16 protein-coding genes are annotated in these 16,358 nt (G+C 70.9%); 7 read left to right on the top strand and 9 right to left on the bottom strand.

What is annotated here, in order from left to right; all coding sequences use genetic code 11:
* Positions 1–201: 201 nt before the first annotated feature.
* From ACWC5O_RS27965 to argH, 9 genes are all read right to left on the bottom strand, one after another.
* Positions 202–609, bottom strand: coding sequence for a hypothetical protein (locus ACWC5O_RS27965; protein WP_450589954.1), 408 nt, complete (start codon positions 607–609; stop codon positions 202–204).
* Positions 606–764, bottom strand: a complete 159-nt coding sequence (locus tag ACWC5O_RS27960; protein WP_450589955.1) for a hypothetical protein — start codon at positions 762–764, stop codon at positions 606–608. The genes ACWC5O_RS27965 and ACWC5O_RS27960 overlap by 4 nt, the downstream gene beginning before the upstream one ends.
* Before the next feature lie 38 nt (positions 765–802).
* A complete protein-coding gene (locus tag ACWC5O_RS27955; RefSeq protein WP_450589956.1) occupies positions 803–2,098 on the bottom strand; it encodes a cation:proton antiporter in 1,296 nt (431 codons plus the stop codon).
* A gap of 31 nt (positions 2,099–2,129) precedes the next feature.
* Positions 2,130–2,894: an enoyl-CoA hydratase/isomerase family protein gene (locus ACWC5O_RS27950; RefSeq protein WP_450589957.1), complete on the bottom strand. Its 765-nt coding sequence runs from the start codon at positions 2,892–2,894 to the stop codon at positions 2,130–2,132.
* Positions 2,881–3,249, bottom strand: coding sequence for a hypothetical protein (locus ACWC5O_RS27945; RefSeq protein WP_450589958.1), 369 nt, complete (start codon positions 3,247–3,249; stop codon positions 2,881–2,883). Before ACWC5O_RS27945 ends, ACWC5O_RS27950 begins: the two co-directional genes overlap by 14 nt.
* Positions 3,250–3,292: 43 nt before the next feature.
* Positions 3,293–4,141, bottom strand: a complete 849-nt coding sequence (locus ACWC5O_RS27940; RefSeq protein WP_381779652.1) for an EamA family transporter — start codon at positions 4,139–4,141, stop codon at positions 3,293–3,295.
* Positions 4,142–4,210: 69 nt separating this feature from the next.
* The gene (locus tag ACWC5O_RS27935; protein ID WP_450589959.1) at positions 4,211–5,158 is read right to left on the bottom strand and encodes a methionyl-tRNA formyltransferase; all 948 of its coding nucleotides are present in this window, start codon (positions 5,156–5,158) and stop codon (positions 4,211–4,213) included.
* Between the two features lie 23 nt (positions 5,159–5,181).
* Positions 5,182–6,354: an argininosuccinate synthase gene (locus ACWC5O_RS27930; protein WP_450589960.1), complete on the bottom strand. Its 1,173-nt coding sequence runs from the start codon at positions 6,352–6,354 to the stop codon at positions 5,182–5,184.
* 44 nt (positions 6,355–6,398) lie between these two features.
* Complete coding sequence (gene argH / locus ACWC5O_RS27925; RefSeq protein ID WP_180360457.1) at positions 6,399–7,940, bottom strand: argininosuccinate lyase; 1,542 nt, start codon at positions 7,938–7,940, stop codon at positions 6,399–6,401.
* 451 nt (positions 7,941–8,391) lie between these two features.
* Between argH and ACWC5O_RS27920 the strand changes: the two genes are divergently transcribed.
* From ACWC5O_RS27920 to ACWC5O_RS27890, 7 genes are all read left to right on the top strand, one after another.
* Positions 8,392–8,556: a hypothetical protein gene (locus ACWC5O_RS27920; protein WP_179851608.1), complete on the top strand. Its 165-nt coding sequence runs from the start codon at positions 8,392–8,394 to the stop codon at positions 8,554–8,556.
* A 155-nt stretch (positions 8,557–8,711) separates the two neighbouring features.
* The gene (locus tag ACWC5O_RS27915; protein WP_450589997.1) at positions 8,712–9,719 is read left to right on the top strand and encodes a LuxR C-terminal-related transcriptional regulator; all 1,008 of its coding nucleotides are present in this window, start codon (positions 8,712–8,714) and stop codon (positions 9,717–9,719) included.
* A gap of 508 nt (positions 9,720–10,227) precedes the next feature.
* Complete coding sequence (locus tag ACWC5O_RS27910; RefSeq protein ID WP_094218797.1) at positions 10,228–11,484, top strand: beta-ketoacyl-[acyl-carrier-protein] synthase family protein; 1,257 nt, start codon at positions 10,228–10,230, stop codon at positions 11,482–11,484.
* A 38-nt stretch (positions 11,485–11,522) separates the two neighbouring features.
* The gene (locus tag ACWC5O_RS27905; protein ID WP_097253664.1) at positions 11,523–12,944 is read left to right on the top strand and encodes an NAD(P)/FAD-dependent oxidoreductase; all 1,422 of its coding nucleotides are present in this window, start codon (positions 11,523–11,525) and stop codon (positions 12,942–12,944) included.
* Between the two features lie 154 nt (positions 12,945–13,098).
* Complete coding sequence (locus ACWC5O_RS27900) at positions 13,099–14,580, top strand: class I adenylate-forming enzyme family protein (protein ID WP_450589961.1); 1,482 nt, start codon at positions 13,099–13,101, stop codon at positions 14,578–14,580.
* Positions 14,577–15,722 carry a hypothetical protein gene (locus tag ACWC5O_RS27895; protein WP_450589962.1) on the top strand — a complete coding sequence of 382 codons (1,146 nt, stop codon included), beginning with the start codon at positions 14,577–14,579 and terminating at the stop codon, positions 15,720–15,722. The genes ACWC5O_RS27900 and ACWC5O_RS27895 overlap by 4 nt, the downstream gene beginning before the upstream one ends.
* A gap of 2 nt (positions 15,723–15,724) precedes the next feature.
* Positions 15,725–16,354: an FMN-binding negative transcriptional regulator gene (locus ACWC5O_RS27890; RefSeq protein ID WP_450589963.1), complete on the top strand. Its 630-nt coding sequence runs from the start codon at positions 15,725–15,727 to the stop codon at positions 16,352–16,354.
* The last annotated feature ends 4 nt before the right edge of the window (positions 16,355–16,358 follow it).

The raw sequence follows: 16,358 nt of genomic DNA, 5'->3' as shown, positions 1-16,358 counted from the left end.
CCTGGCCGGGGCGGTGGCTGGGTTTCTCGATGGAGAAGGCCACGGTGAGGGCGGGGACGACGTCAGGGTTGAGGGTGCCGTCGGGCAGGGGTGCGCCGGTGTGGTCGGGGTCGCGGGCGACGACGAGGGTGAGCTCGTAGCCGAAGAGGCGCTTCTTGACGGGGTCCTTCTCCTCGGCTGGTCACGGGAGTGGGATGGTCCTCAAGCGCCGGGGCGGGCGAACAGGCCGGGTTCGGGCTCGACGAGGATGCCCCGGTTGACCAGTCGTTTCAGTTTGGAGCGGATGCCTTCCGTGTTCTTCGGGAGGATCGGCAGGTCGAGGGCCTGGCACAGATCGCGGGCAGGCATCGGCCGGCCCTCGTCGGCCAGGGTGGTGAGGATCTGCTGGTAGGCGGGGTGGGCCGGGATGTCGGGGCGGTCCGGCTCGGCGGCGGGAGCGTGAGGAGGGTCTTGTGGGTGATGCGCAGGTTCTCGCTCCGCGTCGATCTCGCCGAGCTGCCGGGTGAGTTCCTCGATCCGCTCCCGCAACTGCCCAGCTTGGTAGGCCAGTTCACGCTCTCTGGTTTCGATGTGTTCCAGGATAGGTGTGACCTGCGGGTTCTCGCTCATGCGGTCCTCCAGGAGGCGAGGGTGGCTCCGGTGAGGCGACGGCTCATGATCGAGGTCATCGCCCACAGGAGGCGGGAACGAGAGGAGGCGAGACGGTGTTCGTAGTCGCGTACGAGACGGCGGTAGAACATCAAGATCCCGTTCGTCTGCTCCACGATCCACCGCTTCGCCTGGGGAACGGACCCCCCGGGGTTCATAACGTGCTCTGCGCCCGGGATCGCGATGGGACCTGACCGTGTTCGGCTGAAGTCCGGTCGTCCTCGGTCGCTGCAGAGCGGAGCAGACGGCTGAGGGCCAGGGACGTGAGGGCTGTGGTGAGCAAGGCCATGAGAACGAGGATGGTGAACAGGTCCTGTCCGATCACGCCGAGTTCGAGACCGACGTTGAGCACCACCAGCTCGGTGAGACCACGGCAGTTCATCAGTGCTCCGATAGCCAGGGCCTCCCGCCAGGGCCGGCCCATGGCCCGGGCCGCGCCCGTGCTTCCGCCCCATTTACCGACGACCGCGACGGCGAGGATCGCGAGGCCCCACAGCCACTGCACCGGATCACTGGCCAGCGATGACACGTCCGTGCGCAGGCCGGTGACAACGAAGAACAGGGGCAGCAGCACCGGCAGGGTGAAGGCACGCAGTTGCTCCGCGCAGCGTTCGACGGTCCGGGAGCCACGAGGTGTGATGACCCCGAAGATGAAAGCCCCGAACAGCGCATGGACACCGATCCGGTCGGTGATCAGCGCCGACAGGCACAGGCCGCTGAACAGTACGACCATGCCGATGCCGTCCGGGACCCGTCCCGCGCGGGAGGTCCAGCGGGCGAGCAGCGGGCGCCCGAGCCCGACCATGAGGGCGAGAAACCCGGCGGTGAGCAGAGCGGCGGTGACCGCCTCGGAGGGCGAGCCGCTGGTGCTCAGGGCGACGACCACGGTCAGTAGGCACCAGGCGGTGACGTCGTCGGTGGCCGCGCAGGCCATGGCGAGTGCGCCCAGTGGCGTCCTGTACAGGCCGCGGTCGGTGAGGATACGAGCGAGCACGGGGAACGCCGTGATGCTCATCGAGACGGCGATGAACAGGACGAAGTCCGCTCGGCCCACGCCATGGGGAGCGAAGGAGCCGTACATGCCGAGACCGAGCAGGGAGCCCAGGACAAGGGGCAGCGCGATGCTGGCCTGGCTCACCGTGATCGCTGTCCGGCTGTGCCCTCGCAGGGTGCCGAGGTCGAGTTCCAGGCCCACGAGGAACATGAAGGCGAGCAGGCCGAGGTTGCCGAGCAGACCGATGTACGGCAACACGGTGTCCGGGAACAGCCAGTGCAGACCGGCCGGCCAGATCCAGCCGAGCAGCGAAGGCCCGAGCACGATACCGGTGGCGATCTCGCCGACCACGGGAGGCTGGCCGAGCCTGCGCATCAGCCAGGACCCGGTCTGACAGGCCAGGATCACCGCCGGAACAGCGACCAGCACATCGGGCAGAGGATCCGCGGCGGGCAAGGCGGAACTCCTTCGGTAGGGATGGGGGAGGTCAGTCGTCGCCGAGGATCCGGCGCATGCGCCGTTGGGGCAGGCCGGTGGCGAAAGCAGCCCTGTGCGAGGAACGGGCGGTGCGTTGCACGTCGCGGAGCCCCAGGGCGTAGGACCGGTTGAGGTGGCGTTTGGTGACGCGGAACGCCGTGGCGTCGTACGCGGCGAAGCGTTCGGCGAGTTTCAGCGCGGTGGCGGCCAAGTCGATGTCGGGGACGACTCGTTGCAGCAGGCCGTCGCTCAGAGCGTCCTCGGACGACCACGGTTCGCCCGAGACCAGCATCTCCTGCATCAGCGACCGGCCGAGGGAACGCTCGAGGACGTACCCGGCGCAGATCCCGACGACGCCGAGCTCGAAGTGCGGCATGCGCAGGGAGCAGCTCTCGGACCCGACGCGGTAGTCGCAGGCGAGGGCGAGCAGCACGCCGACGCCCATGACATGGCCGTCCAGGGCCGCCACGATCGGCTTGGTGACCTCCAGCGCGGTGACGCACAGGTCGGTGATGTCGTCGCTCCACGCGTCGGCCTCGGCGCCGCCGACGAAGTGCCGCATCTCGTGGAAGTCGCCTCCCACGCTGAAGGAGTACTCCTCGTCGGCGCGCAGGACCACCGCCCGCACGGTCGGGTCCTCCTCCAACCGCAGGAGCAGGCCGCGCAGTTCGCGCATGCGCCCGCGGCTCAGGGCGTTCGCATGGTGCGGGCCCGAGAACACCACGACCGCCACCGGCCCGTGGCGTTCGCATCTGAAGGTCTCAGCGTCGGACACCGCTGCGGCGCTCCCAGTCCTCGACGATGACGTCGAGATCGCAGAGCGTGAACCCGGCGGCGGCCATCTCGCGTGTCTTCTGCTCACCGACGACGGCGCGCAGCGACGCCACCGGGTCCGTGCCGCCCCGCACCCGTTCCCAGACGTCGAGGGGCAGGCCGTGCAGGGCGGGGAGGGTGAACCGGACGCCCTTGAGCTGGTAGTGGAAGGGCCCGGGGAGCGTTTCGGTGCGCTCGGCGGCGAGCTGGTCGAGCGACAGGGCCGCGTCTTGCGCCGACGGTCCGCGCGAGGGGCGCGCGGCGTGTTCCGCGAAGGGCAGGACCCGGGGCGGCGCTATCGGGTCGCTGGCAGGCATGCGGTCTCCAGACAGGATTCGGGGGTGGGACGGTGTGGCCGGGTCAGCTCCAGGCGAGCAGCAGCACGCTTCCGAGGGCGAGGACGACACCGACGTGCTGGACCGTGCGGATGCGTTCCTTGAGCACGAACCGCGCCAGCAGCACCGTGCTGACCGGGTAGAGCGAGGAGAGCAGGCCGACAATGGCGAGGCTGCCCGCCTTGACCGCGATCAGGAACAGGATGCTCGACCCCATGTCGAGCACCCCGGACAGCAGCGCGAGCCGGGCCGGCGCGGCCGGCAGCCGCAGGGACGTACGACGGACCAGGCCCAGGATCAGCAGCAGCGTCAGCGAGGCGCAGCGGGCCCACACCAGCGGCCACAGGCTGGAGTCGCTCGGGGTGTGGGCCAGCAGCACGAAGAACAGCCCGAAGCCGGCGCCGGCCAGCAGGGCGAACCCCACGCTGCGGGCCGACTTGCGCCGGTCGGCCGAGCCGCCGGAGTCGTCGCCCGACAGGGACACCAGCAGGACCGAGGCAAGGGCGCACAGGACGCCGATCACGGCCAGGCCGGTGAGCCGGTCGCCCGACAGCACCCCGGCGATCACGGGCAGGGCGGCGGCCGCCGCCGCGGTCGTCGGAGCGACCAGGCTCATCACGCCGTTGGCCAGGGCGTGGTAGAGGAGGATGGCCCCCAGGCTGCCGCAGAGCCCGGCGAGGCCGCCCCAGACCGCCTCGGACCAACTGGTCCCTCCGCGGGAGAGGATCCCGGCGAACACCAGGGCCGTCAGCAGACCGGCGGTGTTCGACCAGCAGACGACCACCGCGGCGCGGGCGTGTTTGGTCGCGAGTCCGCCGACGAAGTCGGCGGAGCCGAGCACCATCGCGGACGCGAGGGCCAGGAACAGATTCACCGGGTACTCCTTGGGAGGGGCAGGAGGCGGTCCCCGGCGGGGACCGCCTCGGTAGGGGGCTGAGCCGCGTTACGGCCGGCTCGTCAGATATCCGCCCATGGTGCGGAAGAAGTCGACGCCGCGCAGCTCCCGCCCGTCGTCGGTGCGGACCCGCTCCACGACCAGGCCGTACTCCGAGCCGCGACGCGCGTCGGGGCCGCAGACGACGGCCACGCCTTCGCCCTCCGGGCGGAAGACCCGGCCGACGGTGCCGCCGAGGCGAAGCTGGGAGACCGAGGCGGACAGGATGCGGATGCGCTCGCCCTTGTAGTACGCGAACGCGTTGGGGTACGGGTCGACCTGGGCCCGGACGAGATTCGTGATGTCCCGCGCGGACCAGGTCCAGTCGACCCGGCTGTCCTCGATCGACCGCTTGTGGAAGAACGTGGCCTGCGCGGGGTCCTGCTTGGTCCACTCGGTGCGGCCGGAGGCGATGAGGTCGATGGCCTCCAGCGTGGCCGGGACGAACAGGTCGACCGTCTTGTGGAACAGGTCCGTGACGGTTTCCTTGTCCTCCACCGGCACCCGCTTCTGCACCACGATGTCGCCGAGGTCGAAGTCCTCGTTCATGAAGTGCACGGTCACGCCGACCTCGCGTTCACCGTTGATCAGCGCCCAGTTCAGCGGTGCGAAGCCGCCGTAGCGGGGCAGCAGCGCGTCATGGACGTTGATCGCGCCATAGGTGGCCAGGCCGTAGATGTGGGGGGCCACCCAGGTGCGCCAGTCCGAGGAGACGAGCAGATCGGGCCGCAACTCCTCCAGCAGCGAGGCGACTTCGTCGTCGTTGGCGTACTTGCGCTCCAGTACGGGTATGCCGTGCTGTTCGGCGAGCTGGACCACGGAGTCGTTCCAGATGGTCTCGTAGACATGGCCGCTGGTGGGGTGGGTGATGACCAGCGGAATCTCGTGTTCGGACTGCAGCAGGGCTTCGAGGACCCGGTGCCCCCAGGTCTGGTAGCCCATGAAGACGATGCGCATGCGGTTCGCCTCGTTCCTTCCGGTCACGGTCGTGTGAGGGGCAGGGACCACACGTAGGCGAAGCCCGCGCCCGCCTTGTGGTCGAAGGTGTCGCCGGCCTCGTAGGTGGCCAGTCGGCCGCTGTAGCGGGAGTTCTCGGAGCGACGGCCGAGCACCGTGCACGAGCCCTTGTACAGCTCCATCGTGATCTCGCCGGTCACCTGGGGCTGCACGCTGGCGACGAAGCCGTCGAGGGCGCGGCGCAGGTCGGAGAACCAGTAGCCGTAGTAGGCGAGTTCGGCGTAGCGCAGGGCGAGCGCCTGCTTGTGGTGGAGGGTCTCGCGGTCGAGGACGATCGCTTCCAGCTCCTCGTGCGCGGCCATCAGCACGGTGGCGGCGGGCGCCTCGTAGATGCCGCGCGTCTTGAAGCCGACGATGCGGCTCTCGACGATGTCGATGCGTCCCACGCCGTGCTTCGCCGCCCGGGAGTTGAGCCGGCGCACCAGCTCCACCAGCTCCAGCTTCTCCCCGTCGAGAGCGACCGGGACGCCGCCCTCGAAGCGGATCGTGACCTGCTCGGCCCGCTCGGGGGCGGACTTGGGGTCGGCGGTGAGCTGCCAGGCGTGCGGCGGGGGCGGCTGCTCGATGTCGTCCAGCTCACCGCACTCGATGCTGGTGCCCCAGATGTTGGTGTCGATGCTGTACGGGTTCTCCTTGGTGACGGAGACCTCGATGCCGTGCTCGCGTGCGTACGCCAGCTCCGACTCCCGGGTGGTCAGCTCCCAGTCGATGACCGGGGCGAGCACCTTCAGGCCGGAGTCGAGCGCGGTGACGCTGGTGTGGAAGCGCACCTGGTCGTTGCCCTTGCCGGTGGCACCGTGCGCCACGGCGTCGGCGCCTTCGGCGTGCGCGATCTCCACCATGCGCTGGGCGATCAGCGGCCGGGAGAGTGGCGCGGCCACCAGGTACTTGTTCTCGTAGCGGGCGTGCGCCTGCAGGGCGGGCAGGGCGAAGTCGCTCAGGAAGCGCTCGGCGAGCGGCTCCATGTAGACCTTCGAGGCCCCGGTGCGCAGGGCGCGTTCCTTGACGGCGTCGAGGGATTCGAGCTGGCCGATGTCCGCGCAGAAGGCGATGACCTCGGCGTCGTAGCGCTCTTTGAGCCAGTGCAGTGCCACGGAGGTGTCGAGGCCTCCGGAGTAGGCGAGCACGATCTTCATGGGTTCTCCGGGATGTCGTGTCGGCCGGGGGCGGCCCGGTGGGGTCAGCGCTGGTGCACGGCCGGCAGGTCGGCCGTGACGGTGTCGAGGACCTTGGCGAAGTCCGCTCCGTCGGCGATCTCGCGGGCCGCCCGGAGGGTGGCGGCGTGCGCGGTGTCGAGCTTGTCCCGGGTGCGCTCCAGCCACTCCCCGTGCCCCTGCACCGCCTGCCGCAGCTCGGCGCGGACGGCCTCGACGCTCTGCGGGGAGGTGCCGCCGGGGCTGGTGTAACTGGTCACCGCGGCGCGCGGCGCGAAGAGGCGGGCGAGGGTCTGCTCCTCGACGGGGTGGCCGAGTCCGGCGAGGATCTCGGCACCCGCGGCGGTGTCCCGCAGGGTCGCGCCGCGCTTGAGCAGGGCGCCGACGAGCGAGCCGGTGACGTGGTGCGCCTCACGGAAGGGCAGGCCGTGGTCGGAGACCAGGTAGTTGGCCAGCTCGGTCGCGGTGGAGAAGTTGTCCCAGCACAGGTCCTCGCCGCGCTCGCTGTTGAAGCGCAGCCCCCTGGTCTGGCCGGCGACGATACGCAGCGTGGACAGGTAGGTGTCGATGGCGTTCCACAGGTACGGCTTGTCGTCCTGGAGGTCGCAGCTGTAGCCGAGGGTGACGCCCTTGGCCATGGTGAGCAGCTGGACGAGGGTGCCGGCGGTGCGGCCCGCGCGGCCGCGGGTCAGCTCGGCGACGACCGGGTTCTTCTTCTGCGGCATGATCGAGCTGCCGGTGGCGTACGCGTCCGAGACCTCGACGAGGCTGTACTCGTGCCCGCTCCACAGCACGATCTCCTCGGCCATGCGGGAGAGGTTGTTGCCGCCGATCGCGAAGGCCGCCGCGCTCTCGATGAGGTAGTCGCGGGCGCTGGTGGCGTCCAGCGCGTGGCTGAGCACGCCCCGGAAGCCCAGCAGCCGGGCGCTGAGTTCCCGGTCCAGCGGGAAGGAGGTGCCGGCCAGCGCGCACGCGCCCAGCGCGGACTCGTCGGTACGGTCGAAGACGTCACGCAGCCGCCGTACGTCCCGCAGCAGCATGCTCGCGTGGGCGGTCTTCCAGAAGCCGACGGAGACCGGCTGGGCGGCCTGGCTGTGTGTGTAGCCGGGGAGGATGGCGAGCAGGTCCTCCTCCGGGAAGGACAGCAGGACGTCGATGAGCGCCAGGTTCGCGGCGACGGCGTCGAGCTGGACGCGGCGGAGGTACATGCGGGCATCGGTGGAGACCTGGTCGTTACGGGACCGGGCCGTGTGCATGTGACCGCCGACCTCGCGGCCGAGGTCCTCGATGACCATCTGCTCGATGTTGAAGTGGACGTCCTCGAGTTCGGGGCGCAGCCGCAGCTCGCCGCGCTCGTGCCGCTCCGACAGCCTCAGCAGCGCGCCGAGGATCGCCCGCGCGTTCTCGGCCGGGATGATCTCGCGGCGGCCGAGCATCAGCACATGGGCGATGTCCTGCCACAGGTCGGCGAAGACGAGCCGCACATCGACGTCTGTGGTGAGCGTGTAGTCCAGGACATCGGGGGTGATGTCCTCGTCGAACCGGCCGCCCCACAACTTGTCAGTCACTGTTGGTCCTTTGCGTACGGGAAAGTCCGGCCGTTCCAGGCAGCGCCGGAGGACAGGCCCCGTCCCGGGGCTCCTCGGTCGCACAGCGTCTCTGCCGACGGCTGACTCGATCCTCGGCGGGGTCACAACAGGCTGTCCACAGCGGGACACTGGCCGTGACATGCCGTGTCCGGCTCCGGACAGGGAAGGCGTCCGGGGCAGGCTCGCCACAAGATTCCTCGTGGAACGCGCCGCCGAATCGACAACTCCCCTTTCGGCGGCGGGACTTGTGGAGGATTTCCGGAACTTGCCCTTCCCCGGGGCCATTTCTGTGCGCCGCGTTACATGGCCGCAATGTGCCATGACCCTTCCTGGACGACGGACTTCTCTTTCCCGGCGCTACGCGAGGGGGGCAGCATCGGATCGCCACCGGAACGCCGTACCAGTGGCTCGAATTGACGAGGGGGATGTAATGCGTAACGAGAGCATTCAGGCCAAGGGGAGCTGTCTGGCCGCGCTCTTGATGGGGGCCGCGATGCTCGCGGTGCTGGCCGGCGCCGTCGAACGGCCGGCGGGAGGGGCCGAGGCGCCGGCCGTGGCGGCGGCCGCGGCACCGGACGATCTGGCCTGGGGCTGATCAGCCACCTGATGCCGACGCGGAGCGGGTCATCGCAGCAGCCGATGGCCCGCTCCGGCGTGTCCGGCGGAGCCGTGGCGACCCCGGAGCGATCTCACTGTTTGGATATGCCATAGTCGGCATGAATATGAAGGAGTGGATCGCGTGTGCGCCATATGCTGACCGACCAGGGCCATCGCCTTCTGCGGCTGCTGCTCAGCGACCCCTCGGTGGGTCCGCGTGCGGCGGGCGAGGCGCTGGATCTGTCCGAGGCTGAACTGGACCGCGCCCTTGACCAGTTGAGCCGGACCGGGCTGGTGCGCCGGCTGGGCGGCCGAGGTGAGGTGGTCACGCTCAGTCCGGATGCGGTCCTCGCCCGGATGGTGGCCCTGCAGGAGGAGGCGGCCGGCGAGTGCCTCGCCGAGCTGGAGCGTGCCCGGGCCACCCTTTCGGTGCTCAGCGCCTCGCTGATGCGGCTGCGCTCCGACGGCGAGCGGCCGTCCCTTGCCAGCCGGCTGGTCGGTCAGCGCGAGATCTCCGTCGCGTTGGAGGGAGCGGCCACTCAGGCCCGCACCGAGGTGCTGAGCATGCACCCGGGCTCCCCGCTGCCGCACACCATGCTGAAGGACAGCATGAAGCGCAACCGCGAGGTCATCGACCGCGGTGTCACCATGCGCTCCATCCACCTGAGCACGATGCTCAAGGTCCCGCACGGCCGAGCCCACCTGGAAGAACTCCAGGAGGCGGGCGCCCAGGTCCGGGTGGCGTCGGTGCTGCCGTTCCGGCTCATCGTGGTCGACCGGGTCGTGGCCTACGTACCGGCCGGAACGGCCGAGACCGACCCGGACGCGGACCCGGACGCCATCACGGCCCTGGAGGTCCGGGACCCCGACATGCTCGCTCTGTTCGTGTCGGTCTTCGAGTTCTGCTGGGTGCACGGCGCCACCGCGTCGGCGGCCGTCGCCCCGAACACGGACACCGCGGACGAGGACCTGGACAGCCGGGAGCTCTCCCTGGTGCGGATGCTCAGCCAGGGCATGAAGGACGACGCCATCGCCCGGTCGCTCGGGATCTCCTCGCGCACGCTGCGCCGCATCATGACCGACCTCATGCGCAAGCTCAAGGCGGACTCCCGCTTCCAGGCCGGCGCGCATGCCGCGGCCCGCGGCTGGCTCGACGTCTGACCGGACGCCCGCCCTCGTTCTCTCGGCGTCCCCCCTGTCTCCCACGCGCTTTCGCCACGTCCAGTCTGGCAGTCGGCGCCCCCTGTCGTGACCCAGGGGGCTGACCGCCCGGTGCCACGACCGCACTCGGCCAGCCCCGCACAGGGGCCGTCGAGGGGTCGGCCGGGATAGGTTTTCAGTCACCGAGGGTCAGAAACCTTCGCGCTCAACTGGCCATTTACCGACGGGACTTACCCGGGTCTCGATATGTGGAAAGATCTTGTGCGGCTGATTGGAACTGTGATGTGGTCACGTTCCGGCGAAGCAGTGTCACGAATTCCCACGCTCGCCGCGTTCCTGGACAGGTAATTCCGTCCAGGAGCCGCTAATTACCGTCCCTGCGATATCTGAGGCAGTTCTGTGCGACTGCCCGGCAGGCGAATCGAATTCTGCGCGATCCACGGCGTCGAACCGACGCGTATTCAGCGACCGCCCCTGCTCTGGGGAGCGGTTCAGGAGAGGACAGACGATGGACCGACGTGTGGTCATCACCGGTCTCGGGGCCGTAACCCCGGTCGGCGAGCGTGTCGACGAGATCTTCACCAACCTCATGAACGGCCACAGCGGGGTACGCGAGACCACCCGTTTCGACACCTCCCGCTGCCCGGTCAAGACCTCCGGCGAGGTCGTCGGATTCAACCCCGAGGACCACGGAATCTCCCCGCGGGACCAGCGCGTTCTGGACCGCTATCAGCAGTACGCGCTGGCCGCCTCCAACGCCGCGCTGCTCGACGCGGGCCTGGACCTGCCCCGCAACGAGATCGTCTCCCGCAAGAAGTCCGACCAGCGGTTCCAGCGGTACGGCGCCGCCATCGGCATGGCGTTCTCCAGCACCGAGGTGCTCCAGGACCAGTTCGCGAAGATGGCGGAGAAGGGCACGCGGGGCGTGTCGCCGCGGCTGTTCAACATGACCCTGCCCAACGCGGGCACCTCGCTGCTGTCCGTGCGGTACGGGCTGTGCGGGCCGCTGGTCACCGTCTCCGGCGCCTCGGCCTCGGGCTCCGACTCGGTCATCGCCGCGTACGACAAGATCCGGCACGGCCGCGCCGAGGTGATGCTCGCCGGTGGTGCCGAGTCCCCCGTCACCGAGATCATCGTCTCCGGCTTCGCGCAGAACCACACCGGGGCCGCCTCCGGCGCGTGCCGGCCCTTCGACCGCGACCGCGACGGCACGGTGCTCGGCGAGGGTGCGGCCGTGTTCGTCCTGGAGGAGCGCGAGCACGCCCTCGCCCGCAAGGCCCGTATCTACGGAGAACTCCTCGGCTACGGCCTGCGCGGCGACGCCTTCGACATGAGCGACATCCCGCCGAGCGACGCCCCCGGCATGACCGCGTGCCTGGAGGAGGCCCTCGCCGACGCCGGCATCACCCCGGAGCAGGTCGGCTACCTCAACGTGCACGGTACGGCGACCAAGTCCAACGACCCGGCCGAGGTCACCGCGATCCGCAAGGTGTTCGGCGGGCACGCCGACAACCTGCGGGTCAGCGGCATCAAGGGCGCCACGGGGCACATGCTCGGCGCGTCCGGCGCGATGGAGGCCATGACCGCGCTGCTCGCCTCCTGCCACGACCAGGTGCCGCCGACCTGGGGTCTGCGGGTGCCCGACGAGGGCTGCGAGCTCAACCACGTCATCGACAAGGGCGCGCACACGCCGGTCGACGTCGCCGTCTCGACCAGCGTCGGCATGGGCGGCAACAACTCCGCGCTCGTCTTCCGCGGCGCGTGAACCGTCCTCCCATCCGCACCCAGGACCGGAAGCAGGTCATGACCGTACCGAGCAACGTCCTCGTCGTGGGTGGCGGCCCGGCGGGGTCCGTCACCGCGACCCTTCTCGCGCAGGAGGGATTCGACGTCCGGCTGGTGGAGAGCCGGCAGTTCCCGCGCTACCACATCGGGGAGTCCCTCACCCCCTCCACCCGGCACGTGCTCCAACTGATCGGTGTCGCCGACAAGTTGGACGCCGGAGGGTTCCAGGTCAAACGCGGCGGCGCGTTCCGCTGGGGCGACGACAGCTGGGTCATCGACTGGAGCAAGCAGTTCGGCGACCATGTGAGCACCTGGCAGGTCGACCGGGCCGCCTTCGACGCGCTGCTGCTCGACAACGCACGCGAGAAGGGCGTCCGGGTCGAGCACGGGATCGCCGCGAAGTCCGTGGACTTCGACGAGGACGGCCGCCCCCGTGCCGTGCACTGTGTGCGCGAGGGCGAGGGACCCGTCACCCTCGACGGGTTCGACTTCCTCATCGACGCCTCCGGCCGCGCCGGACTGCTCAGCGCCCAGCACTTCCGCAACCGGCAGCAGCACCGGTTCTTCCGCAACGTGGCCCTGTGGAGCTACTGGGAGAACGCCCGGCTGCTGCCGGACAGCCCCGAAGGCGGGGTGAACGTGATCTCGTCGCCCAAGGGCTGGTACTGGGTCATCCCGCTGCACGGCGGCCGCACCAGCATCGGTCTGGTCACCCACAAGGACGTCTTCGCGCGGGACCGCCGTGCCCACGGCTCCCTGGACGACCTGTACCGGTCGGTGATCGCCGAGTCCGACATCGTCAGCGACCTGGTCGCGGACGCCACCTGCGTCGCCGAGGCGCGGGCGGAGACCGACTACTCGTATGTCGCCGACCGGTTCGCCGGCCCCGGCTACATGCTGATCGGCGACGCGGCGTGCTTCCTCGACCCGCTGTTGTCGACGGGCGTCCACCTCGCCCTGTACGGCGGCCTGGTGGGGGCGGCGGCGCTGGCCTCGGTGCGGCGGGGCGAACTGCCGGAGGCCGAGGGGCTCACCTTCTTCGAGGCCGCCTACCGCCGCGCCTACACCCGCGCCCTCGCCCTGGTGAGCAGCATGTACGAGACCTACCAGGGCAAGGACGACTTCTTCTGGACCGCCGACCGGCTGGTCCGGGAGGACGCCGGAGCCGAACGCGGGGCCCGGGACTCGGTCTCCTTCGGCGAGATCATCGCCGGCATGTCGGACATCCGCGAGGCGACCGACGCCCGTACGCGGGTGCTGACCGACCGCCTGGCGGACGAGGCGCTGCGCGTCCAGAAGGAGGCCACGGCGGGCGACCCGGACGTCGGCGAGCCGTCGTTCGACGTCCTGCGGACCGAGCCGCACCGCGACGACAGCCTGCTGGGCCTGCGCGTCGTGACCGAGCCCCGGCTCGGCCTGCGTCCCGCCGACCCGGTCTGATCACCCAGCCCGTGACACCTCGGCTCGGACCGGGGCCCGCCCCCGGTCCGAGCCGCCCAGCACACAGCAACCCGGCCCGGACCAGGCCCCGTTCACCCCGTCCGAGCCGCACGACGCGCGCCCCGGCGCGCCCTCAGCAGGGAGGAGGTCCACCATGACGGACGGCATCCACACCGCCCCGGACGGCGAGTTGTACCCGGCGTTCCGTGCGGTGGCGCTCGCCGCGCCCGGGGCCCGGGCGGTGGTCGGCTACGACGGCACCGAGTCGACGTACGCCGAGCTGCTCGCCGCCGTCGACGCCGCGGCCGGTGAGCTGGCCGCCCGGTCCGGCCCGCGCGATGTGCTGGGGCTGGCCGTCGACGACCCCTTCACCTTCCTGTCGCTCTACCTCGCCGCCGCCCGGCTCGGCATCGTCACCGTCCTGCTGGACAGCCGCCTGTCCGCATCGGAGCGCAGACACAACGCGGCCCGTTTCGACGTCAGTCTGCTGGCCGTGGACCAGCCGCCGTACCCCGGGCGGGGCGCGTTCGCCCTGCGGGCGGTCGAGGACTCCGAGCGGCACCGGGCCCGGGCGGCGACCGGCTACGCGCCCGGCGACTGGGTGGTGCACTGCACCTCCGGCTCCACCGGCGAGCCCAAGGGCATCGTCATGAGCCAGGCGGCCATCGGCGCCCGGGTCCGGCTGTGGGGCGGCGAGCTGGAGCTGACCCCGGACGACGTGGTCCTGTGTCCGCTGCCGCTGGCGCACTGCCACGGCATCGACGTCCTCACCCTGCCGGCCCTGCTCGCCGGGGCGACCGTGGTGTTCGCCCGGGGCGGCCGGCTGACCGGCCGGGGCCTGGCCCGGCAGATCGACCGGAACGGCGTCACGCTGATGAGCGGTCTGCCCGTCCTGTACCAACTGCTCACGCAGGCACGGCAACTGCCGCCGAACTGGGCGCGTTCGCTGCGGACGGTCATCTCCGGGAGCGCGCCCCTAGGCCTCGACACGCAGGAGAGGTTCCACGAGCGGTTCGGGGTGCCGCTGCGCCAGGTGTACGGCCTGTCCGAGATCGGCGTCATCTGCTTCGACCGGACGTACGTCGGCCACGGCTCCATCGGCACCCCCGTCGCCGGTGTGGAATGGCGGCTGGAGCCCGTGCCGGACGGCACCGGCCAGGAGCCCCTGCACGAGCTGTACGTCCGGGGCCCCGCGCTCGCCCGCGGCTACTACCTCGACCCCGAATCGAGCGCCGAGATGTTCGAGGACGGGTGGCTGCGCACCCGTGACCTCGTCCGCGCCGACCGCGACGGCTGGTACGTACGGGGCCGGTTGTCCGGCTTCATCAACGTCGCCGGGAACAAGGTCGGCCCCCTTCAGGTCGAGGCGGCGCTGCGCGGCTGCCCCGGGGTGCTGGACAGCGCCGTGGTCGGCGTCACGGACGCGGGACAGACCGAGCGGGTCGCCGCGCTGCTCGTCGCCGACGACGGGTTCGACCTGACCGAGGTACGGCGGCTGCTCGGCGAGCGGCTGCTGTCGTACCAGCTCCCCCAGCGGTACGAGATCACCTCGGCGATCCCGCGCACCCCCCTCGGAAAGACCGACTACGCCGCCGTGCGGCGGCTCATGCACGCTCAGGAGGGCAGCACCCAGTGACCGGTCGTGAGATCGAGGACGTCGTCGTCGCCGACGCCCGGGCAGGACTGGACGCGATGGCCGACGGGCTCTTCGCCGCCCTGTCCGCCCGCTCGGCCGAGCAGCACGAGCAGGACGCCGGGCCCGCGTTCGCGGCGCTGAAGCGGACCCGCGCCACGGCTCTGCTCGTGCCCCGGGAGTACGCGGGCACCGGAGCGTCGGCGGCGGACGCCGTACGCTTCCAGGTCGCGCTCGGCACCCTGGCCCCGGCCGTGGCCATCGCCACGACCATGCACCACTACAAGATCGCCGCGCTCGGCCGGGTGGCGCGCTCCGGCGACGAGCGGGCCGCGGCGATCGTGAAGGACCTCGGCACCGGCGCCGGGCTCCTCGCCTCGGGCGGCGCCGAGTCGACACCCGGCCGCGACCTGCGCACGCTCGGCAGCTGGGCGGTCCGCGACGGCGCCGACTGGCTCGTCACCGGCCTGAAACGGCCGTGCTCCCTGTCCACCAGCATGGACGTGCTGTCCCTGATGGCCGAGCTGCGCGCGGCCGACGGCACCCCCGAGGGATACGCGCAGGTCTTCGTCCCGGCCGGGGCCGAGAGCCTGGAGCGCGAACCGTTCTGGACCAGCCCGGTGTTCGGCGCCGCGGAGAGCCACGCCGTCCGCCTGTCCGGTGTGCGCGTACCGGACGACCGCGTCTTCCCGCTGCGCGGCGAGACCGGCCGGCGCTTCGCCACCGACTGCTACACCTGGTTCCAGCTGCTGATCAGCGCCTCCTACCTCGGCGTCGCCCGCTGCCTGGCGACCGCCACCCCGGCCGACCGGCGGGCGGGCTCCAGGCGGTGGACGGAAGCGTTCGACGGGCTGCGCCGACTGCAGGCGGAACTGCTCGACGCGGCCGACGCGATCGACACCGGCCGGCCGGCGGGCGACCAGCTCAACCTGGCCGTCCGCGCCCGCGACCGCGTCGAGGACGAGATCGGCGCGCTCGGCGGACTGCTGCTGCGCGCGGCCGGTGGCGGCACCTTCGCCCGTACGGGCTTCTTCACCCTGCTCGCCGGAGCCCTGCACGCCATCGCGTTCCACCCGCCGCAACGCGGAGCCCGCGAGGGCATCGGCCTGGAACCGCTGGACGCCGAGTCGAAGGACCGTCGCTGACCATGTACACCCGAGAACACTTCAGCCTGCCGCTGCCCGCCATGGTCGACTTCGTACGGGCGAAGTCCTTCGGGGTCCTCGCGACCCATCACGCCGGCACGGTGTACACCTCGCCGCTCCCCGTGGACCTGCGCGGCAGCGAGCAGAGCGGACTGTTCGTCGCCGGGCACGTCGCCCGCGCCAACGCGATGACGGCGGCCTTCGAGGCGGGCGCCCCGGCCACGATCACCGTGCTCGGCCCGGACACCTACTTGCCCGCCGAGTGGTTCGGCACCCGCAGCCGCATCCCCACCTGGCTGTACTGCGCGGTGGAGATCTCCGGCCGGCTGGAGGTCAGCGACGCGGCCCGCACCCGCGCCGACGTCACCGGCCTCATCGACCGGCTGCAGAAGGAGACCGTCGAGGGGTCGACCTGGTCCCTGGACGAGATGCCGGCACAGCTCACGGAGGGCTATCTCAAGAACATCGTCGGCTTCCGCCTGTACGACCTCCAGCTCGCCTCCTGCTTCCGGCTGAACCAGCGCAAGGACCACTCCGGCAAGCTGGCCGAGGTGCTCGCCGCGAGTGACGACGCCGCCCGGCAGGAACTCGCCCGGCTGGTCCTGCGGCCGCCGACCGCCCGGACCGAGTGAGCGC

This window comes from Streptomyces sp. NPDC001450 (assembly GCF_053597295.1).
This window is presented reverse-complemented; position numbering and strand designations above follow the sequence as displayed.